At 48.1% G+C, this 23,106-nt stretch carries 24 protein-coding genes; 11 read left to right on the top strand and 13 right to left on the bottom strand.

The window, feature by feature from the left end:
- Positions 1-147: 147 nt before the first annotated feature.
- The gene (locus OGV85_RS10090) at positions 148-1,128 is read right to left on the bottom strand and encodes an IS5-like element ISKpn26 family transposase (protein WP_000019450.1); all 981 of its coding nucleotides are present in this window, start codon (positions 1,126-1,128) and stop codon (positions 148-150) included.
- A gap of 672 nt (positions 1,129-1,800) precedes the next feature.
- Here OGV85_RS10090 and csgB point away from each other — a divergent pair.
- The 6 genes from csgB (at position 1,801) to OGV85_RS10060 (ending at position 5,682) form a co-directional block, all read left to right on the top strand.
- Entirely contained in the window at positions 1,801-2,259 is a 459-nt protein-coding gene (csgB, locus tag OGV85_RS10085) for a curli minor subunit CsgB (RefSeq protein WP_003036094.1), read from the top strand.
- Positions 2,260-2,299: 40 nt separating this feature from the next.
- Complete coding sequence (gene csgA, locus OGV85_RS10080; RefSeq protein ID WP_003846828.1) at positions 2,300-2,749, top strand: curli major subunit CsgA; 450 nt, start codon at positions 2,300-2,302, stop codon at positions 2,747-2,749.
- A gap of 61 nt (positions 2,750-2,810) precedes the next feature.
- A complete protein-coding gene (csgC, locus tag OGV85_RS10075; protein WP_032948973.1) occupies positions 2,811-3,143 on the top strand; it encodes a curli assembly chaperone CsgC in 333 nt (110 codons plus the stop codon).
- Positions 3,144-3,295: 152 nt separating this feature from the next.
- Complete coding sequence (locus OGV85_RS10070) at positions 3,296-3,616, top strand: YmdA family protein (protein ID WP_003836793.1); 321 nt, start codon at positions 3,296-3,298, stop codon at positions 3,614-3,616.
- A 100-nt stretch (positions 3,617-3,716) separates the two neighbouring features.
- The gene (gene ymdB, locus OGV85_RS10065) at positions 3,717-4,259 is read left to right on the top strand and encodes an O-acetyl-ADP-ribose deacetylase (protein ID WP_003036110.1); all 543 of its coding nucleotides are present in this window, start codon (positions 3,717-3,719) and stop codon (positions 4,257-4,259) included.
- Positions 4,195-5,682 carry a phospholipase D family protein gene (locus OGV85_RS10060; protein ID WP_085952495.1) on the top strand — a complete coding sequence of 496 codons (1,488 nt, stop codon included), beginning with the start codon at positions 4,195-4,197 and terminating at the stop codon, positions 5,680-5,682. The genes ymdB and OGV85_RS10060 overlap by 65 nt, the downstream gene beginning before the upstream one ends.
- Positions 5,683-5,705: 23 nt before the next feature.
- Here OGV85_RS10060 and mdoC read toward each other — a convergent pair whose 3' ends face one another.
- On the bottom strand, positions 5,706-6,866 hold the full coding sequence (gene mdoC / locus OGV85_RS10055) for a glucans biosynthesis protein MdoC (protein WP_003036115.1): 1,161 nt from the start codon (positions 6,864-6,866) through the stop codon (positions 5,706-5,708).
- Positions 6,867-7,137: 271 nt separating this feature from the next.
- On the opposite strand from mdoC, the gene mdoG reads away from it, so the two are divergent.
- From mdoG to OGV85_RS10040, 3 genes are all read left to right on the top strand, one after another.
- Positions 7,138-8,673: a glucans biosynthesis protein MdoG gene (gene mdoG / locus OGV85_RS10050; protein WP_003836790.1), complete on the top strand. Its 1,536-nt coding sequence runs from the start codon at positions 7,138-7,140 to the stop codon at positions 8,671-8,673.
- The gene (gene mdoH / locus OGV85_RS10045; RefSeq protein WP_061547847.1) at positions 8,666-11,194 is read left to right on the top strand and encodes a glucans biosynthesis glucosyltransferase MdoH; all 2,529 of its coding nucleotides are present in this window, start codon (positions 8,666-8,668) and stop codon (positions 11,192-11,194) included. The genes mdoG and mdoH overlap by 8 nt, the downstream gene beginning before the upstream one ends.
- Positions 11,195-11,270: 76 nt before the next feature.
- Positions 11,271-11,498, top strand: a complete 228-nt coding sequence (locus tag OGV85_RS10040; RefSeq protein ID WP_003832117.1) for a YceK/YidQ family lipoprotein — start codon at positions 11,271-11,273, stop codon at positions 11,496-11,498.
- On the opposite strand, the gene OGV85_RS10035 is transcribed toward OGV85_RS10040, so the two are convergent.
- Positions 11,499-11,876: a MysB family protein gene (locus OGV85_RS10035; protein ID WP_003036128.1), complete on the bottom strand. Its 378-nt coding sequence runs from the start codon at positions 11,874-11,876 to the stop codon at positions 11,499-11,501.
- Positions 11,877-12,568: 692 nt separating this feature from the next.
- Between OGV85_RS10035 and OGV85_RS10030 the strand changes: the two genes are divergently transcribed.
- Positions 12,569-13,900: a sensor domain-containing diguanylate cyclase gene (locus OGV85_RS10030; RefSeq protein ID WP_181522600.1), complete on the top strand. Its 1,332-nt coding sequence runs from the start codon at positions 12,569-12,571 to the stop codon at positions 13,898-13,900.
- A gap of 63 nt (positions 13,901-13,963) precedes the next feature.
- Here OGV85_RS10030 and mdtG read toward each other — a convergent pair whose 3' ends face one another.
- Entirely contained in the window at positions 13,964-15,184 is a 1,221-nt protein-coding gene (gene mdtG / locus OGV85_RS10025; RefSeq protein ID WP_003036133.1) for a multidrug efflux MFS transporter MdtG, read from the bottom strand.
- Between the two features lie 155 nt (positions 15,185-15,339).
- Positions 15,340-16,260 (bottom strand): Kdo(2)-lipid IV(A) acyltransferase, encoded by a 921-nt coding sequence (locus OGV85_RS10020; protein WP_003036136.1) that lies wholly within the window; start codon positions 16,258-16,260, stop codon positions 15,340-15,342.
- A gap of 220 nt (positions 16,261-16,480) precedes the next feature.
- Here OGV85_RS10020 and trhO point away from each other — a divergent pair, with 220 nt between their 5' ends.
- On the top strand, positions 16,481-17,533 hold the full coding sequence (gene trhO / locus OGV85_RS10015; protein ID WP_003036140.1) for an oxygen-dependent tRNA uridine(34) hydroxylase TrhO: 1,053 nt from the start codon (positions 16,481-16,483) through the stop codon (positions 17,531-17,533).
- Positions 17,534-17,579: 46 nt separating this feature from the next.
- Here trhO and OGV85_RS10010 read toward each other — a convergent pair whose 3' ends face one another.
- From OGV85_RS10010 to OGV85_RS09975, 8 genes are all read right to left on the bottom strand, one after another.
- On the bottom strand, positions 17,580-18,155 hold the full coding sequence (locus tag OGV85_RS10010; RefSeq protein WP_061547849.1) for a YceI family protein: 576 nt from the start codon (positions 18,153-18,155) through the stop codon (positions 17,580-17,582).
- A 1-nt stretch (position 18,156) separates the two neighbouring features.
- A complete protein-coding gene (locus OGV85_RS10005) occupies positions 18,157-18,723 on the bottom strand; it encodes a cytochrome b (RefSeq protein WP_061547850.1) in 567 nt (188 codons plus the stop codon).
- Positions 18,724-18,984: 261 nt separating this feature from the next.
- Positions 18,985-19,098: a YceO family protein gene (locus tag OGV85_RS10000; RefSeq protein ID WP_003036148.1), complete on the bottom strand. Its 114-nt coding sequence runs from the start codon at positions 19,096-19,098 to the stop codon at positions 18,985-18,987.
- Positions 19,099-19,153: 55 nt separating this feature from the next.
- On the bottom strand, positions 19,154-20,269 hold the full coding sequence (gene solA, locus OGV85_RS09995; protein ID WP_181522599.1) for an N-methyl-L-tryptophan oxidase: 1,116 nt from the start codon (positions 20,267-20,269) through the stop codon (positions 19,154-19,156).
- Positions 20,270-20,383: 114 nt separating this feature from the next.
- The gene (gene bssS, locus OGV85_RS09990) at positions 20,384-20,638 is read right to left on the bottom strand and encodes a biofilm formation regulator BssS (RefSeq protein WP_003036154.1); all 255 of its coding nucleotides are present in this window, start codon (positions 20,636-20,638) and stop codon (positions 20,384-20,386) included.
- Between the two features lie 340 nt (positions 20,639-20,978).
- Positions 20,979-21,224 (bottom strand): DNA damage-inducible protein I, encoded by a 246-nt coding sequence (dinI, locus tag OGV85_RS09985; protein WP_003036157.1) that lies wholly within the window; start codon positions 21,222-21,224, stop codon positions 20,979-20,981.
- A 65-nt stretch (positions 21,225-21,289) separates the two neighbouring features.
- Positions 21,290-22,336: a dihydroorotase gene (gene pyrC / locus OGV85_RS09980; RefSeq protein ID WP_003036160.1), complete on the bottom strand. Its 1,047-nt coding sequence runs from the start codon at positions 22,334-22,336 to the stop codon at positions 21,290-21,292.
- 105 nt (positions 22,337-22,441) lie between these two features.
- Positions 22,442-23,002, bottom strand: coding sequence for a lipoprotein (locus OGV85_RS09975; protein WP_003836774.1), 561 nt, complete (start codon positions 23,000-23,002; stop codon positions 22,442-22,444).
- Between the last annotated feature and the right edge of the window lie 104 nt (positions 23,003-23,106).

Here is a 23,106-nt window from a genome sequence, read left to right as displayed (position 1 = left end):
GGAAGGTGCGAATAAGCAGGTCATTTCTTCCCAAGCTGACTCGCTGATTAAAATTTCGCGGATCTGGGCCGATTTTTTTCCCGCAAACACATCGAATCAGCCTATTTAGGCTATTTTTTCCACCATTTCTGGCGTTATTTCCGGTTTTTACTGAGATCTCTCCCACTGACGTATCATTTGGTCCACCCGAAACAGGTTGGCCAGGGTGAATAACATCGCCAGTTGGTTATCGTTTTTCAGCAGCCCCTTGTATCTGGCTTTCACGAAGCCGAACTGCCGCTTGATGATGCGAAACGGGTGCTCCACCCTGGCACGGATGCTGGCTTTCATGTATTCGATGTTGATGGCCGTTTTGTTCTTGCGCGGATGCTGCTTCAAGGTTTTTACCCTGCCGGGACGCTCGGCGATCAGCCAGTCCACATCCACCTCGGCCAGCTCCTCGCGCTGTGGCGCTCCTTGGTAGCCGGCATCGGCTGAGACAAATTGCTCCTCTCCATGAAGCAGATTACCCAGCTGATTGAGGTCATGCTCGTTGGCCGCGGTGGTGACCAGGCTGTGGGTCAGGCCACTCTTGGCATCGACACCAATGTGGGCCTTCATGCCAAAGTGCCACTGATTGCCTTTCTTGGTCTGATGCATCTCCGGATCGCGTTGCTGCTCTTTGTTCTTGGTCGAGCTGGGTGCCTCAATGATGGTGGCATCCACCAAAGTGCCTTGGGTCATCATGACGCCTGCTTCGGCCAGCCAGCGATTGATGGTCTTGAACAATTGACGGGCCAGTTGATGCTGCTCGAGCAGGTGGCGGAAATTCATGATGGTGGTGCGATCCGGCAGGGCGCTATCCAGGGATAATCGGGCAAACAGGCGCATGGAGGCGATTTCGTACAGGGCATCTTCCATGGCACCGTCGCTCAGGTTGTACCAATGCTGCATGCAGTGAATACGCAGCATGGTCTCCAGCGGATAGGGCCGTCGGCCATTGCCCGCCTTGGGATAAAACGGCTCGATGACAGCGGTCATATTCTGCCATGGCAGAATCTGCTCCATGCGGGAGAGGAAAATCTCTTTTCGGGTCTGACGGCGCTTAGTGCTGAATTCACTATCGGCGAAGGTGAGTTGATGGCTCATGATGTCCCTCTGGGATGCGCTCCGGATGAATATGATGATCTCATATCAGGAACTTGTTCGCACCTTCCCTAGCTATTACAAATCTTAAAGCAAGTGTTAAACATGTTACAGAATGTAAATTTATATATTAAAATGTGATTTTTGGGTTTTTTAGAAGTTTAGATTTGATAGTAAAGTTGTACATTTTGGCGATACTGCATAGATTTAAAAAATCATACAAATTATAATATGGTATTGATTATTAAGAGTTAAATTTATGCTTAGATGGTTTTTGATTTCTAATGAATTCCGATCTTTTCGTCTTACTTTAAGTTGGACAATTTTAGATAGAAAAAAATGACGCTTGTCACGACTTGTACTGCTAACTATCGAAGTACCTCGCTACGAGGCCCAGAAAACGCGGAAAACGCGTTTTTTTTGTTACTGCATAGAAATTCATTCACCGGGTTAAAAAAGAAATGAAATCCAGAGCTGTAACGGTATTGTTCGCTGTTAATTAGTACTTTGGGGTGAATCTGAATATAAAAATACAACTGGCGGGTGAGTTATTTAAAATGTTTCCGCAGACATACTCTTCATCGTAACGTGGCGTTAACAAATGTAAGTCATGTTAACAACAATTTGAGTGGTAATTAATTTAACTTCATGTACGACCAGGTCCAGGGTGACAACATGAAAAACAAGTTGTTATTTATGATGTTTACAATGCTGGGTGTGCCTGGGATTGCAGCCGCGACTACAAGTTATGATTTAGCTAATTCAGAATATAACTTTGCGGTAAATGAATTAAGTAAGTCTTCATTTAATCAGGCAGCCATTATTGGTCAGGTTGGCACTGCGAACAGTGCAAATACCCGCCAGGGGGGCTCGAAGTTATTGTCAGTCATTTCGCAAGAAGGTTCTGGTAATCGAGCGAAAACAGACCAGACGGGATCATATAACTTTGCATATATTGATCAAACGGGTAGTTCCAATGATGCGAGTATTAAACAAGGTTCATACGGTAATACGGCGGTAATTATCCAGAAAGGCTCTGGTAATAAAGCCAATATTACCCAGTACGGTACACAAAAAACAGCAGTTGTGGTGCAGAGACAGTCGCAAATGGCAATTCGCGTGACTCAACGCTAATCCATTAACGACGTTTAAATCAATCCGATGGGGGTTTACCATGAAACTTTTAAAAGTGGCAGCATTCGCAGCAATCGTAGTTTCTGGCAGTGCTCTGGCTGGTGTTGTTCCGCAATGGGGCGGCAATCATCATGGTGGTGGCAGTAATTATGGCCCAGACTCTTCACTGAGTATCTACCAATATGGGTCAAACAACTCTGCAAGTGCTCTGCAAAGTGATGCGCGTAAATCAGATGTCACCATCACACAACACGGGCGTGGCAACGGAGCTGTTGTTGGTCAGGGTGCTGATGACAGTACCATTAGCCTGAAACAGACCGGCTTCCAGAACAGTGCCACTATCGATCAGTGGAATGCAAAAAATGCTGATATTAGCGTGACCCAGTTCGGTGGCCGTAACGGCGCGTTGGTTAATCAGACAGCCTCTGACTCCAATGTGCTGATTCAGCAGGTTGGCTTTGGTAACAACGCTACAGCTAACCAACACTAATTCAGTTTTCTGACTGATAATAAACAGGGCGTGAGCCCTGTTTTTTTTTCGGGAGAATATGATGCATACGCTATTACTCATTGCCGCGCTGGCAAATCAAATAACATTCAATACAACTCAGCAAGGTGATATGTACACCATTATTCCTCAGGTGACGTTAACTCAACCGTGCGTATGTGAGGTACAAGTCCTTGCCATACGTAAAGGGTCCGGGGGACAAAGCCAATCGCAGCAGAAAACAAGCCTTTCGGTCCCCGCTAATCGGCCGATTGAATTAACTAAACTGAGTTTTAATATTTCACCTGAGGATTCGGTCAAAATTATCGTTACCGTTTCGGATGGGCAGTCTCTGCATCTGTCTCAGCAATGGCCAGATTCAAACGGTCACCCGTGATTTTTTTGATGTATTTGCATTAAGGGTGTGGCTGGGAATGCACTGCTGTTCTATGAATATAGAGACGTTTGAACGTTTTAATTTGATCGTTAATCACAGCGGCGAAGGATCATTTCGATCCCTCAAGGATGGCTAATCATTGAGGAACCCTTATGTGTACATTATTAAAGCGTTTTTTAAGTATCAGCTTGTGCAGCATTTCTCTTTTTACCCTCCCCGCAATGGCGCAACAAATCTCAACCGGCGGGGTTATTCATTTTCGCGGTGCAATAGTTGAATCACCTTGCGATGTTAACGCTCGGCAGCAGCAAATTGAATTGTCATGTATGCGCGACGGCACCACCCGTAATAGTCTCTACAATCAGCAACAGGTCGCGACTGCCCCTCAAAATGTGCAGCAAATTGCCACAGTCAAAATGCACTATCTCAATGAACAGAAAAACATGGCAATTCTTAACATTGAATATAAATGAATCATTCCGGCGTACATATGCACACGTTTGGTTAAAAAGTGAGATTTCCGGGAAAACCCTGCTGTACACTTAACAAATAGTGTTTGGTCAGGGGGAACTTATGCAATCACGTGTTCATGTGTTACATGGCGATATTACGACGATCGCTGTTGATGTGATTGTCAACGCGGCGAATCCATCGCTATTGGGCGGAGGTGGCGTCGATGGAGCGATTCATCGCGCTGCAGGGCCTGCGTTGCTGGCGGCCTGCAAACAGGTTATCCAGCAACAGGGCGAATGCCCAACCGGTCATGCGGTTATCACCCTGGCAGGAAACTTGCCCGCCAGGGCGGTGATCCACACCGTGGGGCCCGTATGGCAGGGTGGCGATCATCATGAAGCTGAACGCCTCGAAGAGGCTTACTTTAATAGCTTGCAACTGGCCTTAGCCAATGGCTATCAGTCCATTGCTTTTCCGGCGATTAGCACCGGGGCTTATGGTTATCCCCGCGCTGCAGCGGCAGAGATCGCGGTGAAAACGGTGTTGAAATTTATCACCCGACGTACGCTTCCCGATCAAATATACTTCGTGTGCTTTGATGAAGAAAACGCTCGGCTATACAAGAGATTACTTACCCAGCAAGGCGATGAACGCACGGACTGATATGACGCGACTTGAGCGTGCCATCACGCCACTTTGTGAAAACCACCCGGGAGAATGCGGCATTCTGACGTTGGATGACAGCCTGGATGCATTTGCTGCTCGCTATCGGTTGACGGAAATGGCGGAACGTACCCTGGATGTTCAGTATTACATCTGGGAAAGCGACATGTCCGGGCTATTACTATTTTCCGTTTTGCTGGCCGCGGCGAAGCGGGGCGTCCGGGTGCGTTTGTTGCTGGATGATAACAACACGCCAGGTCTGGATGACACGCTGCGTTTGCTGGACAATCACCCTAATATAGAAATCCGTCTGTTTAATCCCTTTTCCTTTCGTATCCTGCGTGCACTAGGCTATTTAACCGATTTTGCCCGGTTGAATCGACGTATGCACAATAAAAGTTATACCGCTGACGGCGTCGTAACTCTCGTGGGCGGGCGAAATATCGGCGATGCCTATTTTGGCACAGGCGAACAACCGCTGTTTTCCGATCTGGATGTTATGGCTATCGGGCCGGTGGTCCAGGATGTTGCTGACGACTTTGAGCGTTACTGGCACTGCCGCTCGGTTTCAACATTGCAAAATGTACTTGAGGTGGCTGAGCCAGCTTCAACGCAAAAAATCGAACTTCCAGAATCCTGGTATAACGATGACATCACGCGTCGCTATCTACATAAGCTGGAAACCAGCCAGTTTATGACCCACCTCGATCAGAGGTCGCTACCGCTGATTTGGGCGAGAACGCGCTTGCTGAGTGATGATCCCGCAAAAGGAGAGGGGAAAGCGCCGCGCCACTCACTATTACCGCAGCGTTTGTTTGACGTGATGGGATCTCCCACCGAGCGTATTGATATTATTTCCGCCTACTTTGTACCAACTCGCGCCGGTGTGGCGCAGCTCCTGAGACTGGTGAGAAAAGGCGTTAAGATCGCGATTTTAACTAATTCTCTGGCGGCGAATGATGTCGCAGTCGTTCACGCAGGCTATGCACGCTGGCGAAAAAAGCTCTTGCGCTACGGTGTGGAGTTATACGAGCTCAAACCAACTCGCGATCGCGTTTCAGCAGTACATGACCGGGGATTAACCGGTAATTCAGGCTCCAGCCTGCATGCGAAAACCTTCAGCATTGACGGTTGTAAAGTGTTTATCGGCTCGCTTAATTTTGATCCCCGTTCAACGCTGCTCAATACGGAAATGGGGTTTGTGATTGAGAGTGAAGTACTGGCCGAGTTGATTCATAAACGTTTTATGCAAAGCCAGCGTGAAATGGCCTGGCAACTACGTCTTGATCGGTGGGGAAGAATCAATTGGGTCGACAGACTTTCTGGCAGTGAACAGGTACTGAAAAAAGAACCCGCCACAGGATTCTGGAAGCGGGTTCTGGTAAAGCTGGCGTCCGTGTTACCCATTGAGTGGTTGCTCTGAACCACACAATGATTGACGGAAAACTAACTGGCCACGGCCTTGTTTTTATCCTGCCTGACGGGTGGTTTACCCGAAAAGAGAAACTTCAGCACCGGGATCCGTAAATGGATTTCGTACAGTATTACCGCAATCCCGACTACAAACAGTAGACCGCAGAGAAAGCCCAGCAAATTCGACTTGATATGCGGTGTGATGTAAGCGCCAAAAAACAGCGTTAACGGATGATGCACCAGATAGATAAACAGAGATGCGTTGACAAAATAGGTTACGCGGGCTGACTGGAAATTCAGCAAACGGTGACCAAGTGAAAAGACGACGTTCACCATCCACAGGCCCATGACCATGGTAATAACATATTCGGTTTCATACATCCAGGCATCGCCGTTGCCGTAACGTTGATTGAGCAGGTATGCGACAAATGCGCATGCGGCGCCTAGTGTGCAGCCGCGTGATGGCGTGGTAAACAGCGCTTTCAGATTAGGATTGATAAACGCCAGCGCACCGAGCATAAAGAAAGGCACATAAAACAACGTTTGCATAACGATAAAATTAAACATGCCATCGCTGAGAATCGAAGGGTAGAGGATGAAAATCGTCCTTCTGACGGCGGCATAACCGAAACCCAGCACTGCAAAAATCAGCGTTAACTTCGTCATTGACACCGCAGGCGCGCTGCCAACGTCGCTTTGCGTCAATCTGTGTTTCATCTGGGTAAACACCCACATGCTCAGGGTTGTTAACACCACGAGAACCAGTAAAAACCACAGATGGGAAATCAGCTCCCAGGCCAGCGCGTTGTATTTATCGTAGCCGCTGAGGGTATGCCAGCTGTCTGCTTTCCCTTTCACGTATTGCAGCATGATAAATTGCGGCAGCGTAAGCAGCGGAATCGCGGTCAACATAGGGATCCCCACGCGTTCTACACGCACTTTCCACCAGCGCTTTAACGGATAGCGTAGAAATAGCATGTAGGAAAAATAACCCGAAATGACAAAGAAGACTTGCATGCGAAAAGCATGGATAAAGTCATTGAACAAGGTCAACCACCACGATGGTTCTGCGCTGTTCACGTGCCATGTGTGGGTGGAGTAGATCAATGAAATATGAAACGGGATCCCTAACAACATTAGCCAGGCACGGATGGAGTCAAGAAAATATTCGCGTGGTGGTGATACAGAGCTCATAGACAGTTATGTATTCTCAGACTTTTCGTCTTATCCCTAAGACGAATAATGGTTACATTCGAGGGCAACCCTACACGAAGTCTAACAACCTGTCTCCAGGATAAGCACGCAAAGTGAAAACAGGCAGACGAACCTGCTTAAACCATGAGCCAGCGCGCGAACAATACAGGGATTCAGTTGTCGGAATACCCGATTATCCATTAAAATGGATCGGATCAATATAAGCACACAAAGGGGGAAGTGCTTACTAATTATGAAACATAAACTACAAATGATGAAAATGCGTTGGTTGGGTGCAGCAGTCATGTTAACGCTGTACACATCATCAAGTTGGGCATTCAGCATTGATGATGTTGCAAAACAAGCTCAATCCTTAGCCGATAAAGGCTATGAGGCGCCAAAAAGTAACTTGCCCTCCGTTTTCCGCGACATGAAATATGCGGATTATCAGCAGATCCAGTTTAATCGCGATAAAGCCTACTGGAGCAATCTCAAGACCCCATTTAAGCTCGAGTTCTACCACCAGGGTATGTACTTCGACACGCCGGTCAAAATCAACGAAGTGACCGCTACTGCGGTGAAAAGAATCAAATACAGCCCGGATTACTTTAATTTCGGCGATGTTCAGCATGATAAAGACACGGTAAAAGATCTCGGTTTCGCCGGGTTCAAAGTGCTGTATCCGATCAACAGCAAAGATAAAAACGACGAAATCGTCAGCATGCTCGGTGCCAGCTATTTCCGTGTTCTGGGTGCAGGCCAGGTCTACGGCCTTTCTGCGCGCGGTCTCGCGATTGATACCGCTCTGCCTTCTGGTGAAGAATTTCCCCGCTTTCGTGAGTTTTGGATCGAGCGTCCGAAACCAACTGATAAACGTTTAACCATTTATGCCTTACTGGATTCTCCGCGTGCTACCGGAGCGTATCGCTTTGTCATCATTCCTGGTCGTGACACGGTAGTCGATGTTCAGTCCAAAGTTTATCTGCGCGACAAAGTGGGCAAACTTGGCGTGGCACCGTTAACCAGTATGTTCCTGTATGGACCGAACCAGCCTTCTCCGACGACTAACTATCGTCCAGAACTGCATGACTCTAACGGTTTGTCCATCCACGCTGGCAACGGCGAATGGATTTGGCGTCCGCTGAATAACCCGAAACATCTCGCGGTGAGCAGCTTTGCTATGGAAAATCCGCAAGGTTTCGGTCTGTTGCAGCGTGGCCGTCAGTTCTCGCGTTTTGAAGACATCGACGATCGTTACGATCTGCGCCCGAGCGCCTGGATTACTCCAAAAGGCGATTGGGGCAAAGGTAAGATTGAGTTAGTTGAAATTCCAACTAACGATGAAACGAACGATAACATCGTTGCGTACTGGACCCCGGATCAGCTGCCTGAAGCCGGTAAAGAAATGAACTTTAAATATACCCTGACGTTCACGCGTGATGAAGACAAGCTTCATGCGCCTGATAACGCTTGGGTACAGCAGACACGTCGTTCTACCGGTGATGTTAAACAGTCCAATCTCATTCGTCAGCCTGACGGTACCATCGCGTTTGTGGTGGACTTTTCCGGCACCGATATGAAAAAGCTGCCGCAGGATACGCCGGTTACCGCACAAACCAGTATTGGTGACAACGGTGAAATCGTTGAAAACACCGTGCGCTACAACCCGGTCACTAAAGGTTGGCGTTTGGTATTGCGCGTGAAAGTGAAAGACGTGAAGAAAACCACTGAAATGCGTGCTGCCCTGGTCAATGCCGATCAGACGCTGAGTGAAACCTGGAGCTACCAGTTACCTGCCAATGAATAAGACAACTGAGTATATTGACGCAATGCCGCTTTCGGATATCGAAAAAGCGGCACTGCCGAAAACTGACATCCGCGCCGTTCATCAGGCGCTGGATGCTGAGCATCGTACGTACTCGCGCGAAGATGATTCACCGCAGGGTTCTGTAAAAGCTCGTCTTGAGCAAGCATGGCCGGATTCTCTGGCTAAAGAGCAGTTGGTTAAGGACGATGAGGGGCGCGATCAGCTACAGGCGATGCCAAAAGCAACGCGTACCTCTATGTTCCCCGATCCCTGGCGTACCAACCCGGTTGGGCGTTTTTGGGATCGTCTGCGTGGGCGTGATGTGACACCGCGTTATCTTTCGCGTTTGACGAAAGAAGAACAAGAGAGCGAGCAAAAATGGCGTACCGTAGGCACCATCCGCCGCTATACGCTGTTGATCTTAACGCTGGCGCAAACGGTCGTTGCAACCTGGTATATGAAGACGATCCTTCCTTATCAGGGGTGGGCATTCATTAATCCTGCAGACATGATGGGGCAGGATTTGTGGGTCTCCTTTATGCAACTGCTGCCCTACATGCTCCAGACCGGCATTCTTATTTTGTTTGCCGTACTTTTCTGTTGGGTATCAGCGGGGTTCTGGACCGCGCTGATGGGCTTCCTGCAATTGCTGATTGGACGGGATAAGTACAGTATCTCGGCCTCAACGGTCGGTGATGAACCGTTGAATCCTGAACATCGTACGGCGTTGATTATGCCTATCTGTAACGAGGACGTTGATCGCGTATTCGCGGGACTTCGCGCCACGTGGGAGTCGGTCAAAGCAACGGGCAACGCTGAGCATTTCGATGTTTACATTCTGAGCGACAGCTACAATCCAGATATCTGCGTGGCAGAACAAAAAGCGTGGATGGAGCTGATTGCCGAAGTGCAGGGCGAAGGACAGATTTTCTACCGCCGTCGCCGTCGTCGCGTGAAGCGTAAAAGCGGCAACATTGATGACTTCTGCCGTCGCTGGGGAAATCAGTACTGCTACATGGTTGTGCTGGATGCGGACTCAGTGATGAGCGGTGACTGTCTGAGCGGCCTGGTGCGCCTGATGGAAGCGAATCCGAATGCCGGGATTATCCAGTCTTCACCGAAGGCTTCCGGTATGGATACGCTGTATGCGCGCTGCCAACAGTTTGCGACCCGTGTTTATGGGCCGCTGTTTACCGCCGGGCTTCACTTCTGGCAGTTAGGCGAATCACACTACTGGGGCCACAACGCAATTATCCGCGTGAAGCCGTTTATCGAGCACTGTGCGCTCGCGCCGTTACCGGGCGAAGGTTCGTTTGCGGGCTCGATCCTCTCTCATGACTTTGTCGAAGCGGCGTTGATGCGTCGTGCCGGCTGGGGCGTGTGGATTGCTTACGATCTGCCGGGCTCTTATGAAGAGCTACCGCCGAACCTGCTGGATGAACTCAAGCGCGACCGTCGCTGGTGCCACGGCAACCTGATGAACTTCCGTCTGTTCCTGGTTAAGGGGATGCACCCGGTTCACCGTGCGGTGTTCCTGACTGGTGTGATGTCCTATCTGTCCGCGCCGCTGTGGTTTATGTTCCTCGCGCTCTCTACCGCATTGCAGGTGGTGCATGCGTTGACGGAACCGCAGTACTTCCTGCAACCGCGTCAGCTATTCCCGGTATGGCCGCAATGGCGACCTGAACTGGCGATCGCGCTGTTTGCTTCAACGATGGTGCTGTTGTTCCTGCCGAAGTTGCTGAGTATTTTGCTCATCTGGTGTAAAGGGACGAAAGAGTACGGCGGGTTTATCCGCGTTACGCTGTCGCTGCTGCTGGAGGTTCTGTTCTCCGTGCTGCTGGCACCAGTGCGCATGTTGTTCCATACCGTCTTCGTCGTGAGCGCTTTCCTCGGTTGGGAAGTGGTGTGGAATTCGCCGCAGCGCGATGACGATTCCACCCCGTGGGGTGAAGCATTTATGCGTCACGGTTCTCAGTTACTGTTGGGGCTGGTGTGGGCTGTGGGTATGGCCTGGCTGGATCTGCGTTTCCTGTTCTGGCTGGCACCGATTGTCTTCTCGCTGATCCTGTCGCCGTTTGTTTCAGTGATTTCCAGCCGTTCCACGGTGGGGTTACGTACCAAGCGCTGGAAGCTGTTCCTGATCCCGGAAGAGTATTCCCCGCCGCAGGTGCTGGTGGATACCGATACTTATCTGGTGATGAACCGTAAACGTACGCTGGACGATGGCTTTATGCATGCGGTGTTTAACCCGTCGTTTAACGCACTGGCCACGGCCATGGCGACTGCACGCCACCGCGCCAGCAACGTGCTGGAGATTGCACGCGATCGTCATGTGGAACAGGCGCTGAACGAAACGCCGGAGAAACTGAATCGCGATCGCCGCCTTGTATTGTTGAGCGATCCGGTGACCATGGCACGTTTACATTATCGCGTCTGGAATTCACCTGATAAGTATTCTTCGTGGGTGAACTACTATCAGGGGTTGACTCTGAACCCGTTGGCGCTCAGGAAAAAATAAGCGTTCTGTAACGTGAAAATACCGGCCTGGTGCCGGTATTTTTTTATATTGAATAGAATGAGTCGTGAGGTAGCAGGTGCGAATATTGGCTGTAGGAATAATGATCTTCTTCCTGAGCGGATGCGGCAGCATTATTAGTCGTACGATCCCAGGGCAAGGACACGGAAATCAATACTATCCTGGCGTGCAATGGGATGTTCGGGACTCCGCATGGCGCTACGTCACTATCCTCGATCTGCCTTTTTCGCTGGTGTTTGATACGTTACTGCTACCGCTCGACATACATCATGGACCTTACGAGTAATTATCGCTCATCCCATTCATCGGCTGCGGTCTGTCCCTCTTCGGTATCAAGGGGAGGTTCCAGCTGGAATTCACCTTCATCCCATTCGTGAAGCGTATTTTCTTCCTGCCACTCCTGGCGAATTTCAATTTCATCATAGTCGCCATCAAAAACGCTCTGAGCCGCTTCTCCGCTCAGTATTGGTAGACATTCACCATCTACATCATCCTCGTCAGCAAAGAATTCCGCCTGCCACATAATGTCGCCATCCTGTAGCACGTATTTTTGGATGCTTAGCTGTTGAACGCTGGCGTCGTCTGACTCGAGGTCAGGGTTATCAGCCAGAAACACTTCACGAGCCGCATCAATAGCCTCTTCCAACGTGGCATAAAAATTCATGTCATTCTTTGCCATATTTCTTCTCCTAAGGCGAACAATAAAGGGGGATGATTCAATCTATAGACGGCGATCCGCAGAGCGTCAAACCCGTTAGCTGCGTGGCTAACTCAATCAGATGATTACTGCCTGCAATGCCAACGAGAGCAGGTGAAAGTAACCTCGGTAGTTTATGAAAAAATTTACATTGGCAGATACTGAAGCCGACGTAATATCAGGAAAAAAATTCAAGAAAAAAGAGTAATGTATGTGGTTTGCAATGCAGTAATGAAAATCAAATAAATAAAAGTTGGCGTTATATTAGAAAATCTTCAGTTTTAAACACCAATTTTTATGTGTTTTAGAGGGGGAATGCGAACGTTTATGAATTAATATTGCATAACTCAATCAAAATAAAGGAGAAAATTAATGCCCAATACGGAAGTGTTGCAGAGGTAATCAATGAAAGTGGCTAAACTTAGTGGTGTCTCTGGAAGTGACAAAGTGTCTTTTGCGTATAGGGGTTGTGAATGGTGCGAGTGATACTGGAATAGTATACATAATAAAAGATTATTAATGACAAAGGTTATAAATCTATAAGAAACCATTAAATAAGAAATGAATTAATGTTATTGAAATTGTGCGGGTATAATAGTTTGCAAAATCTTATGCTTTATTATATAAAATGCAAAATTAAGAATTACCTTAAGGTTGTTATGGATAACTATAATTCAAATAATGGAAGGTTAATGGTTTTCTATATAATCTGTTTGGCTAGCTATGTTCTTGGCGGTTTGTGTCTTACACAATTTAAATTAACGATGCAAAGTGTCCCGCAAACAGTATATCTGATTATAATTGTAGGGTTGTTCTTTTTATATGGAATAATTTTCCTGTTTATGTTATTTCAGTATCTTTGTAGAAAAGATCTCACCTGCCTCATGATATTAGGCATGGCGTTTCTTGGCAATAACATATTTTTCGTCGAGACTATCTACATCGTTCAGGACTTGATTAATGATCATGCATCAATCGAAAAAAGAACTAACGATATAGCTATATTTTATTACTTTCGGCAGATTAGTTTCATCGCTCTGCTATTTGTTTCATTGAAATCTTATAAAATATCCTCGACAGTTATTGAAACCAAAGAAAGAGAACCTTGCTATATCGTTCTGTCTTTTTTAATCATGCTTGTTATCGCGGTGATGGCGCACACTCTGGCCAGTTACAACCCTAATTTTACACTCGAGATAACAAGCCTGAAGCCTGATAATGTCACGGTGCACTGGCATATTGGGTACATTTATTCGCTTATTATATCCTGGGGGCTGGTCCTGTTGTATTTAATCATTAAAACCAGAACGCACAACATCTTGTGGAAAAGTATAGGGCTACTGTGTTGCTCAGCAATATTGACCAATGTACTACTTCTGAGCCTGGATGAATATAGCATGTATATTTGGTATGTTAGCCGGGGAATTGAGGTGATAAGTGCCCTGTGTATAATCTCAATACTGATGTACAACACCTTCATCATCTTAAAAAAAGAAACGGATTCAGCTATTAAAGATGCAATGACTAAAATATATAATCGTAAACTATTCTATAAGTCATTAAAAGCATCATTAGCAAAAGGTGCAGTGTGTGTAATGGTTCTGGATATTGATAAATTCAAACGGATTAACGATACCTACGGTCATCAGGAAGGTGACAGAGTAATAATCAGCATTGTCGATATTATCAATAAATCAATCAGAGATACGGATATTTTTGCCAGAGTCGGTGGCGAAGAATTTGCGATCCTTCTTAAGTGTAACGATCAAGATGAGGCAATTGTTGTTGCAGAACGAATTAGGCGAAATGTCGAGAATGGTACGACAATACCAAATTCATATGAGTTAAAAGAAAAAATGACGATAAGTATCGGTGTATATTGCAGTAAAATTGATGATGAATCAGCTGATAAAGTTGTTTCATATGCTGATGCCGCTTTGTATGAAGCCAAAAATACTGGCAGAAATAAAGTGTGTTACTATTATTATTAAGACTGAAATATATGTCATGTGAGATAAATTTTTATTCTGAAGCTGCGAATATAAATATATAAATCATCCCACGACCTCTGTACTCCGACGACGGCGCAGGCTATTCCACGAGTACAGGGCGTTGAACAGGACGACTCCTGCGGTCACACAGAATACAGCACGAAAACCGTAGTTGGCGGATATCGCTGCCCCCATTAGAGGTCCTGTTACGTTACCAATGTCGCGAAATGACTGGTTATAACTGAAAATACGTCCAGCTATTTGATTAGTCGAGTTATAGACCAGCAGCGTTTGTACCGCCGGGAGCAGAGCGCCGTCGGCCGCCCCCAATAAAAAGCGCAGAATACCAAGCTGCCAGGGCGTCTGGACAAATGACATTGGAATTAGCAGTAACACGGAAACGATCAGCGCGACGATCAGGATCTTCTCCGGGCCAATCCGATCGCCTAATTTGCCAAGTTTTGGGGCACTGATTAATGCTGCAACGCCGGGGACAGAGGCTATCATCCCACTGATAAACGCAATATTGCTGACGTTGCCAGCCAACTCTCGAACGTACAGTGTCAGTATTGGCGCGATAGAACCGGTGGCTACCTGAATGATCAAAGTGGTGACAAACAGGCTCAGCACCAGTTTGGGGTTCTTTAAAGAGGCCACGACTTCACGAATGTGCAGCATTTCCTTCTTGCTCACCGGCTGGAAACGCTCGCGGATAAAAAATAGCGTCAGGATGAAGCAGACCAACAGCACGCTGGCGGTGATGAAAAATACGGGGCGCAGTCCGTACTGATCCGCGAGGAGGCCGCCCGCTAGCGGCCCGAGCAGTGCGCCACTAACGCCACCGGTGGAAAGCGTTCCCAGTGCCCAGCCGCTTTTATTGCGTGGAACCTGGGTGGCGATCAGTGCATTCGCATTGGGGATGAATCCACCAAGCAGCCCCAACAAGGCGCGCAGAATCAAGAACTGCCAGATATTTTGCGCCAGTCCCATCAGCAGCATAACAACAGCCATACCCAACGCAGATCGTAGCAGCATGATTTTTCGCCCCTTGCGATCGGCAAGGCCGCCCCAGAAAGGAGAGGCGATAGCGGAAAAAAGAAAGGTGATGCTGAAGACCAGGCCTGACCACATATTCAGTGCGCTATGTCCCGTGACGCCGAGACTTTCGACATAAAGCGGCAAAAAGGGCATGACCAGGCTAAATGCTGCGCCGGTTAAAAAACAGCCTAACCAGGCAACAGTGAGGTTGCGTTTCCAGTTTATGGGAGCATCTGAGGGTGACATAGCGTTCCGCAGTGTGGCGCGCTGTTTGCGCTATCGATTGAATATAAGTAAGCAGGCTAATTATGCGCCTGGTAGATAATTGCTGCAATGCGGATAGCAGTTAAACCTAAAGCAGGCAGGGAAGGTGTTGCAGCCCACAGGGCTGCAACAGTGTTTTAGTACAGGGAAGGAGAACCTTCAGGGCGCGTCTTGAAGCGACGATGCAGCCACATATACTGCTCTGGCGCCATCATGATGCATTGCTCAACAATTTTGTTCATCCACGCGGCAGTGGTCTCTGCGTCGTCCAAAGGCGGTGAACACTCCGGAGGCAGCATAATCAATTGATACCCTTTACCGTCAGGTTTGCGGCGAGGAACAAACGGTACCAGGCAGGCATTGGACATGCGCGAAAGCATCCAGGTCCCAGAGGTTGTTGCGGCTTGTTCAACGGCAAAAAGTGGTACAAACACACTGGCACGAGGGCCGTAATCGTGATCCGGCGCGTACCAGACCACTTCGCCCTTTTTCAACGCTTTAATCATCCCTTTCAGGTCTTTACGATCGAGCATTGATTTATTCGAGCGCATACGGCCCCAGGTTTGTAGCCAGTCGAGAAGCGGGTTGTCGTTAGGGCGATACACACCAATACCCGGTTCCTGCAAACCAAACTGACGTGCACCCAGTTCCAGAGTCAGAAAGTGCAGACCCACTAACAAGATCCCGCGTTTTTGCGCCTGAACGTCACGGATATGTTCCATCCCGATCACTTCAGTCCAGCGTGAAATACGCTTATCGGACCAAAACCAGGCCATTCCGGTTTCCATTACGCCCATGCCCACGGATTCGAAGTTCTTGACGACCATCTGCTGGCGTTCCTGCTCACTCATCTGCGGGAAGCACAGTTCCAGATTTCGGGAAACAATTTTTGCCCGACGTTTCATCAAACGTAGCGCCAGTCGACCTAATGCACAGCCCAACTTAAAGAGGATGGGGTAGGGTAACTGCACGATTAACCAAAGGATGCCAATACCTAGCCAGGTTAACCAATAACGTGGATGCAGTAATGCAGCCGAAAACTTGGGTAAATTCGTCATGTCTATCCTGTCTTCAAACGACCAATTCCCTGTATTGTCGCATTTTTTCGCGCGTATCAAAAATTTGTGACGGGAGAACGGTGATTAATTCTGCAATTGTTGTTGCAATTTTATAGTGAAGTATGAAATGTAGCGTAAAATGTGTGGATGTAAATTGGCGATGTTTGCTTTATTATGCCGCCGATTTTCATTTATTCCCTATTTGCAGGATACGTACACCATGCCAGTGTTACACAACCGCATTTCGAACGACGCCCTCAAAGCCAAAATGCTGGCCGAGACCGAGCCGCGTACGACGATCTCATTCTATAAATATTTCACCATTGCCAATCCTCAGCACACGCGTGATGCACTGTACCAGATGTTCACCGCATTGAACGTCTTCGGGCGAGTATATCTTGCCCATGAAGGAATTAATGCGCAAATCAGCGTACCGCAAAGCAACGTCGAGGCATTTCGCCAGCAACTCTATGCTTTTGATCCTTCATTGAACGATTTACGTCTGAATATTGCGCTGGATGATGACGGTAAATCGTTCTGGGTACTGCGTATGAAAGTCCGTGAACGTATCGTGGCGGATGGTATTGACGATCCAGACTTTGACGCCAGCAACGTGGGGGATTATCTCAAGGCAGCAGAGGTGAATGCCATGCTTGACGATCCTGAAGCGGTATTCATTGATATGCGCAACCATTATGAATATGAGGTGGGTCACTTCGAGAATGCGCTGGAGATCCCGGCAGACACGTTTCGCGATCAGTTGCCGAAAGCGGTTGAAATGATGCAGGCGCATAAAGATAAAAAAATCGTGATGTACTGCACGGGTGGGATCCGCTGTGAGAAAGCTAGCGCCTGGATGAAACACAATGGATTTAGCAAAGTCTGGCACATTGAGGGCGGTATTATTGAGTATGCCCGCAAGGCGCGTGAGCAGGGACTTCCGGTGCGTTTTGTCGGTAAAAACTTTGTCTTTGATGAGCGCATGGGCGAAAGGATCTCTGAAGATGTTATCGCACATTGTCATCAGTGCGGCACGGCGTGCGATAGCCATACTAATTGCAAAAATGATGGCTGCCATCTGTTGTTTATTCAGTGCCCGGCTTGTGCGCAGAAATATAAAGGCTGCTGTAGCGAGCTGTGTAGCGAAGAGAGTGAGTTGCCGGAAGAGGAACAACGGCGTCGTCGCGCGGGGCGTGAAAATGGCAATAAAATCTTTAATAAATCACGTGGTCAACTGAATACCAAACTGGGTATTCCAGACCCTGCACAATAGTCGCTATGCCGGATGGTGGCTTGAGCCCCATCCGGCCATTCATGCGTTACTTCTGTTGCACACCTTCCACTGAGATGATCAAATCGACTTCCTGCGACGCCGGACCGAGATCGGTGGTGATGTTGAAATCCTTCAGCTTAATCTTACCTTGCGCTTCAAAACCAGCGCGCGTACCGCCCCAAGGATCGCTGCCCTGACCGATGAGCTTCGCATCCAGCGTAACCGGTTTGGTAACGCCGTTCAGGGTCAAATTACCGGTGATATCCAGGTCATTACCTTCTTTCTTCACGCTGGTGGAGCTGAAGGTCGCCTGCGGGAATTTCGCTACGTTAAGGAAATCTGCGCTGCGCAGATGCTTGTCACGTTCGGCGTGATTAGTGTCAACGCTGTTGGTGTTGATGGTTACGTTAACCTTATCGGCTGCGGGATTTTTCTCATCAAAGGTAAACGTACCGTCGAAATCTTTAAATGTGCCATACAGCCAGCTGTAACCCAGATGCTGAATACGGAAATTAACAAAGGCATGCTGTCCTTCCTTGTCAATTTTGTAATCTGCCGCCACGGCCGACCCGGTGGTGAATAACAGAGAGGCGAGTGTAAGTCCCAGCAGGTTTTTTTTCATTTTAAGCTCCATAGTCAGATGACGATTTTCCCAACATGCGATTGAGGGTATCGTCGTTATCAATAAAGTGATGTTTCAGGGCCATCAGTCCGTGCAGTAGGGATAAAATCACTACGGTCCACGCAAGCCACAGGTGCAAGCTACCGGCGAGGTCGGCCTGAGCACCTGCGTTGGCAACGGTGGCTGGAATGTCGAACCAACCAAAGACGCTTATCGCTTTGCCATCTGCGGTGGAAATTAGATATCCGCTAATGGCAATCGAAAAGAGCAGCAAATAAAGTGCGAGGTGACCCATTGCCGCTGCGATGCGGGTTAAACGGGAGTAGCTTGCCAACGCAGCAGGCGGAGGGGAGAACAACCGCCAGATAACGCGGATAACCAGACCCATCATGAGTAGGATGCCGATGCTTTTATGCAGTTCAGGGGCCTGGTGATACCAGCCGTCATAGTAGCTAAGCGTGACCATCCATAAGCCCAACGCGAACATGCCATATACAGCAATCGCAACCAGCCAATGTAATGTGGCTGACACTACGCCATAGCGCTGTGGACTATTTTTGAATTGCATAAGCACACCGATTTATATTTCAGAAGTGAATGAAAATGGCGTGTAAAAGACATTAATGCAACTAATAAATAACAATGGTGATGATATTTATTTTTTGTTCAGTAAAGTTGACTGATTGTTGAATTAATCATCAAGGGATTAGTGTGAGAGTAAGTGGCAGTGCTTGGTTTATGGGTGGTTATGATTTTTATTATTGTTCAGTTTATTGCAATGAAATTAAGCTAATTTCAATTTTTGTCAATTATTGTCAGCGCGCAGAAATCAGAAAAACATAATATATATTACATCCATAATGGCCAGCAGTGACCATAAAATAATGTAGAGCATAAGATGCTCGCGAATATTATTAACCAGATAGTGAAAGATACGGCGCATTGACGTTATTCCTGTCATTAAAAATGGCCTCACCATCGAGGCCATTCATTTATTATCACTTAAAACGGCTTAGCCTGAAGGGGGTCAGGTCAAAGTCAGACGGTTTGTCCTGAGCGAAGTTTGCCGCAATCTCTCCCAGAACAGAGGCAAACTTAAAGCCATGTCCGCTTAGCCCGGTAATGATTAGCGTGTTGTCGTGCGCTGGCAGAGTATCGATAATAAAGTCTTCATCCGGTGAATTATCGTAAGTGCAGGACGCGCCGTGCAGGCAGCAGCCAACGCCCGGCAGAATTGTGCGCAGGAATGGGAAGGCTTCAGAACCATCGCTGGCTACAGCGGCAAATGGCTTACGCTCATCAGCAGAGTGAATGACTTGTCCGCCATTGTGCTTACCAATTTTCAGCTCGTCGTTTACTGCCGGGAAACCGTAGTATTGATCGCCATTTGGCAGCTCGCCGGTGAAGGCTGGGAAGTTATTCTTAACGCTGTAGCGCCCATCGGCCTGATACCAGGCGAACACTTTGCGCACCGGTTGTATCGGTAGTTCAGGGACTAAAGCCTGCACCCAGGTGCCGGCGCTGATCACTGCTTTTTTCGCGTGGTAGTCACCGTCAGCCGTTTCTACCGTGATGCCATCATCACCGTGATGAATTGCGCTGACCGGGCATTTAAACAGTTGCGCACAGCCGGCTTCTTCCGCCAGACGGATCCAGGTTTTAATTGCTAACTCACTGCGTAAAAAACCGGACTCTGCTTCAAACAGACCGATATAGTTGTCAGGTACACGAATCTCCGGCCAGCGCGACATGATGGTTGCCGCATCCAGTTGTTCAACGTTGAGTTGCCACTGTTTGGCGCTTTGCGCTGCAGTCGCTAAGAAGGTGGACTCTGCCGGACCGAGGTTGATAACACCGGAGCGAACAAAAATCGGTTCTTCATTATGGGTGGATAGTTCATCCCACAATGTTTGCGCACGTAGCACTAGCGGAACGTATTTTTCACCTTCGCCATAAGCATGACGAATTAATCGAGTGTCACCGTGGTGGCTGCCCTGCTGATGCGGAGGCATATGTGCATCGATCATCAGAACCTTCAGACCGGCACGTGTGGCATAGTATCCAGCTGCGGCGCCTACTGAACCGCTGCCAATAATGATTAAGTCGTATTTCATCCGCTTCTCTCTGCAATCGCGATAGTAGCAGGTTAAATAACTGACCCGGAATATTCAACCTGGAAATAAGAAAGGCACCGTTAAGGTGCCTTTTGATGGTTGGATGTATCAGGTTTAATGTCGCTGATACTCATTTACCTGGTAATCGCCAGATTCAATTTTGGCGATTCCTGCTTCTAATATCGAAATAAATTGCCTGGCAACATCAGTGGTTAACCAGAGCGTTTGACCAACTTCAGTCCCATCCGGGTCAGGGCGATTCGGGGTCTGGTAGTGCAAACGCAGCATCAGCGCATCGTAGCTATCAACAGTGCTGATGTCCCACCCTACAAGCGGATGAGTCTGAATGACTTCATTATTCTTTTCCATCATGCCCCCTAATTCGTGTTACTAGACAACGGTTTTCGAGGTTCAATGCGTTTTTTTCTGAAGCAACTTCAGTATATCAATAAATAAGGGTATTCATTGAAAATTTAAAGAGGGAAGGGCATAAATTTTTTGTTTTCAGCGTTATCTGACTAAGAAACCAACATGTTATTCATTTTTTTTTAGTATGTTGCACAATTATTTTGTTGTTTTGGTTAAAAGATAATCGGTGGGTTAATATTAAATTAAATACTCGTCAGAAGAAATGCGCGATTGATTACAGGATAGTGTGTATAAAAAAGCCGGGGCGACCCGGCAAACAAACATCACTGCATATCATTATTTATTCGTTGATGAACCAGTCATCCGCGCTTTCCCAGGTTTCCTGTAGGATCTCGCTGATGCGTTCTTTATCCTCTTTAGTCGCGCCAATAACCGACAAATTGTTTGCGCCGGCATAACGGACGGTAACGTTACCTTCGTTATCCGGAAAATGGTGCTGAATACGGCGGGAGAGTTCACCTGCCAGTGCGTCAATTGCACCGGCAGGTAAAGGTGAAGTTTTGGCAATAGTGACTTCAATACGCATAGTAGCCCCCTGTGGAATATACTGTTTATTTATACAGTCATTCGTGTCAATTGGCTACACTTTTTTTAGCTTTTTACTGACCAGCGTACCGTTTCGCCACCCAGGAAAGGCACCAGCGTATCGTCTTCCAGTGCAATGCTCTCAGGAACCAGGTGCTCCATGCGTTCCAGCTCAATAAAGGTCTCATTTACCGGCAAGCCATAGAACTGTGGGCCGTTGAGTGAGCAGAAGGCTTCGAAATGGTCCAGCGCATTCATCTCTTCAAACACGGTGGCATAGCTGCCCAGCGCGGTCGGTGCATTAAAACAGCCCGCGCAGCCACAGCTTGACTCTTTGCGATGACGCGCGTGCGGCGCTGAGTCGGTACCGAGGAATGCGCGCTTAAACCCGCTGGCAACCAGTTCACGCAGCGCCTGTTGGTGGACGTTACGTTTGAGGATCGGCAGGCAGTACAGGTGAGGGCGAATCCCGCCAACCAGCATGTGGTTGCGGTTAAACATCAGGTGCTGTGGCGTAATGGTCGCAGCCAAAAGTTCGTTACCATCGCGCACGTATTCGGCAGCATCTTTGGTGGTGATATGCTCGAACACCACTTTCAGCGAGGTCAAACGCTGACGCAGCGGTTCCATCACCGTTTCAATAAAGCGCGCTTCGCGATCGAAAATATCGATATCTGCATGCGTGACTTCGCCGTGCACCAGCAGTGGCATACCCAATTTTTCCATCCGCTCCAGCACCGGCATGATGGCGTCAATAGAGGTTACGCCATGCGTCGAGTTGGTGGTGGCATTGGCTGGATAGAGTTTTGCCGCGGTGAATACGCCTTCGTTGAATCCACGTTCCAGCTCGTTGGGATCCAGCGTATCCGTTAAGTAGCAGGTCATTAATGGCGTGAAGTCGTGTCCGGCAGGTACCGCGTCAAGAATGCGCTGGCGATAAGCGATAGCCGCGTCAACCGTGGTGACGGGCGGTACCAGGTTCGGCATGACAATGGCGCGGCCATAAACCTCACTGGTATAGGGCACGACAGTTTTTAACATGTCGCCATCGCGAAAGTGAAGATGCCAGTCGTCTGGGCGGCGGATCTTTAAAACCTGGGATGGTGCAGTCATCAATATGCTCCGGCTGAGGATAGTCTTTTTTGCCGGAAACAAAGGATAAGCGGAAACGTTTTCGTTTGCACGAAAAAAAAGGGCGCATCAGCGCCCTCAGTTTTATTAGTCGGTGAACGGGATGATGATTTCACCCGGTTTGACCTCAATACCTTTCGCCAGTTTTTTCGCCAGCGCTTCACCCTGGCTGCTGTCTTCCTTCAGAATGTACGCTGGCTGCTGGTTGAAATAGTTACGCAGCGACTGATTTAAATAAGGCATCAGCGTTTGCAGTACTGACTGCATTTTCTCTGGCGTGACGGTGGCGTCGACGACTTCCATCTCTTGCAGATAAATCGCGCCTTTTTCTTTATTGAAAACCGGTAAGGCTTTCAGCTTCAGCTTCATGGTCGCTTTCTGACTGCCAAACAGGGAGTTCATGTCCAGGTTGGCATCGCCGGTCAGGGTTACTTTGTTTGGCTCTTCACGACCAATCTGGCTGGCGAGATTATTCAGTACGATATGTGCTTCAGCAACGCCGGGCAAACCGATGTCTTTTGAAAAGTTATTATGCTTTGCCAGGGCTTGATTAATTTCTTGCTCGCTAACCGTGTATTGCGTGAGTTGATTACAACCAACCAACAGGCCGCTGACAATCAGTGCAGCGGCAAAAAAAAACTTTTTCATGGGGTTCCTCAACATGATGCATGTGGTGTAATCGTGACACAAAGCATCATCGAGTACCAGCGCCCCGGACGCCAGCAGAAAAAACTGAAAAGTGCCCGGACGCA

Origin of the sequence: Citrobacter sp. Cf132, from assembly GCF_030333885.1 — a bacterium.
In the GTDB taxonomy this organism is placed as follows: Bacteria; Pseudomonadota; Gammaproteobacteria; order Enterobacterales; family Enterobacteriaceae; genus Citrobacter; species Citrobacter freundii.
This window is presented reverse-complemented; position numbering and strand designations above follow the sequence as displayed.

Excerpts from the sequence above, each read along its gene's own strand:
- OGV85_RS10090 (WP_000019450.1), bottom strand. The coding sequence starts at position 1,128 with ATGAGCCATCAACTCACCTTCGCCGATAGTGAATTCAGCACTAAGCGC.
- csgB (WP_003036094.1), top strand. The coding sequence starts at position 1,801 with ATGAAAAACAAGTTGTTATTTATGATGTTTACAATGCTGGGTGTGCCT.
- csgA (WP_003846828.1), top strand. The coding sequence starts at position 2,300 with ATGAAACTTTTAAAAGTGGCAGCATTCGCAGCAATCGTAGTTTCTGGC.
- csgC (WP_032948973.1), top strand. The coding sequence starts at position 2,811 with ATGCATACGCTATTACTCATTGCCGCGCTGGCAAATCAAATAACATTC.
- OGV85_RS10070 (WP_003836793.1), top strand. The coding sequence starts at position 3,296 with ATGTGTACATTATTAAAGCGTTTTTTAAGTATCAGCTTGTGCAGCATT.
- ymdB (WP_003036110.1), top strand. The coding sequence starts at position 3,717 with ATGCAATCACGTGTTCATGTGTTACATGGCGATATTACGACGATCGCT.
- OGV85_RS10060 (WP_085952495.1), top strand. The coding sequence starts at position 4,195 with ATGAAGAAAACGCTCGGCTATACAAGAGATTACTTACCCAGCAAGGCG.
- mdoC (WP_003036115.1), bottom strand. The coding sequence starts at position 6,866 with ATGAGCTCTGTATCACCACCACGCGAATATTTTCTTGACTCCATCCGT.
- mdoG (WP_003836790.1), top strand. The coding sequence starts at position 7,138 with ATGATGAAAATGCGTTGGTTGGGTGCAGCAGTCATGTTAACGCTGTAC.
- mdoH (WP_061547847.1), top strand. The coding sequence starts at position 8,666 with ATGAATAAGACAACTGAGTATATTGACGCAATGCCGCTTTCGGATATC.
- OGV85_RS10035 (WP_003036128.1), bottom strand. The coding sequence starts at position 11,876 with ATGAATTTTTATGCCACGTTGGAAGAGGCTATTGATGCGGCTCGTGAA.
- OGV85_RS10030 (WP_181522600.1), top strand. The coding sequence starts at position 12,569 with ATGGATAACTATAATTCAAATAATGGAAGGTTAATGGTTTTCTATATA.
- mdtG (WP_003036133.1), bottom strand. The coding sequence starts at position 15,184 with ATGTCACCCTCAGATGCTCCCATAAACTGGAAACGCAACCTCACTGTT.
- OGV85_RS10020 (WP_003036136.1), bottom strand. The coding sequence starts at position 16,260 with ATGACGAATTTACCCAAGTTTTCGGCTGCATTACTGCATCCACGTTAT.
- trhO (WP_003036140.1), top strand. The coding sequence starts at position 16,481 with ATGCCAGTGTTACACAACCGCATTTCGAACGACGCCCTCAAAGCCAAA.
- OGV85_RS10010 (WP_061547849.1), bottom strand. The coding sequence starts at position 18,155 with ATGAAAAAAAACCTGCTGGGACTTACACTCGCCTCTCTGTTATTCACC.
- OGV85_RS10005 (WP_061547850.1), bottom strand. The coding sequence starts at position 18,723 with ATGCAATTCAAAAATAGTCCACAGCGCTATGGCGTAGTGTCAGCCACA.
- OGV85_RS10000 (WP_003036148.1), bottom strand. The coding sequence starts at position 19,098 with ATGCGCCGTATCTTTCACTATCTGGTTAATAATATTCGCGAGCATCTT.
- solA (WP_181522599.1), bottom strand. The coding sequence starts at position 20,269 with ATGAAATACGACTTAATCATTATTGGCAGCGGTTCAGTAGGCGCCGCA.
- bssS (WP_003036154.1), bottom strand. The coding sequence starts at position 20,638 with ATGGAAAAGAATAATGAAGTCATTCAGACTCATCCGCTTGTAGGGTGG.
- dinI (WP_003036157.1), bottom strand. The coding sequence starts at position 21,224 with ATGCGTATTGAAGTCACTATTGCCAAAACTTCACCTTTACCTGCCGGT.
- pyrC (WP_003036160.1), bottom strand. The coding sequence starts at position 22,336 with ATGACTGCACCATCCCAGGTTTTAAAGATCCGCCGCCCAGACGACTGG.
- OGV85_RS09975 (WP_003836774.1), bottom strand. The coding sequence starts at position 23,002 with ATGAAAAAGTTTTTTTTTGCCGCTGCACTGATTGTCAGCGGCCTGTTG.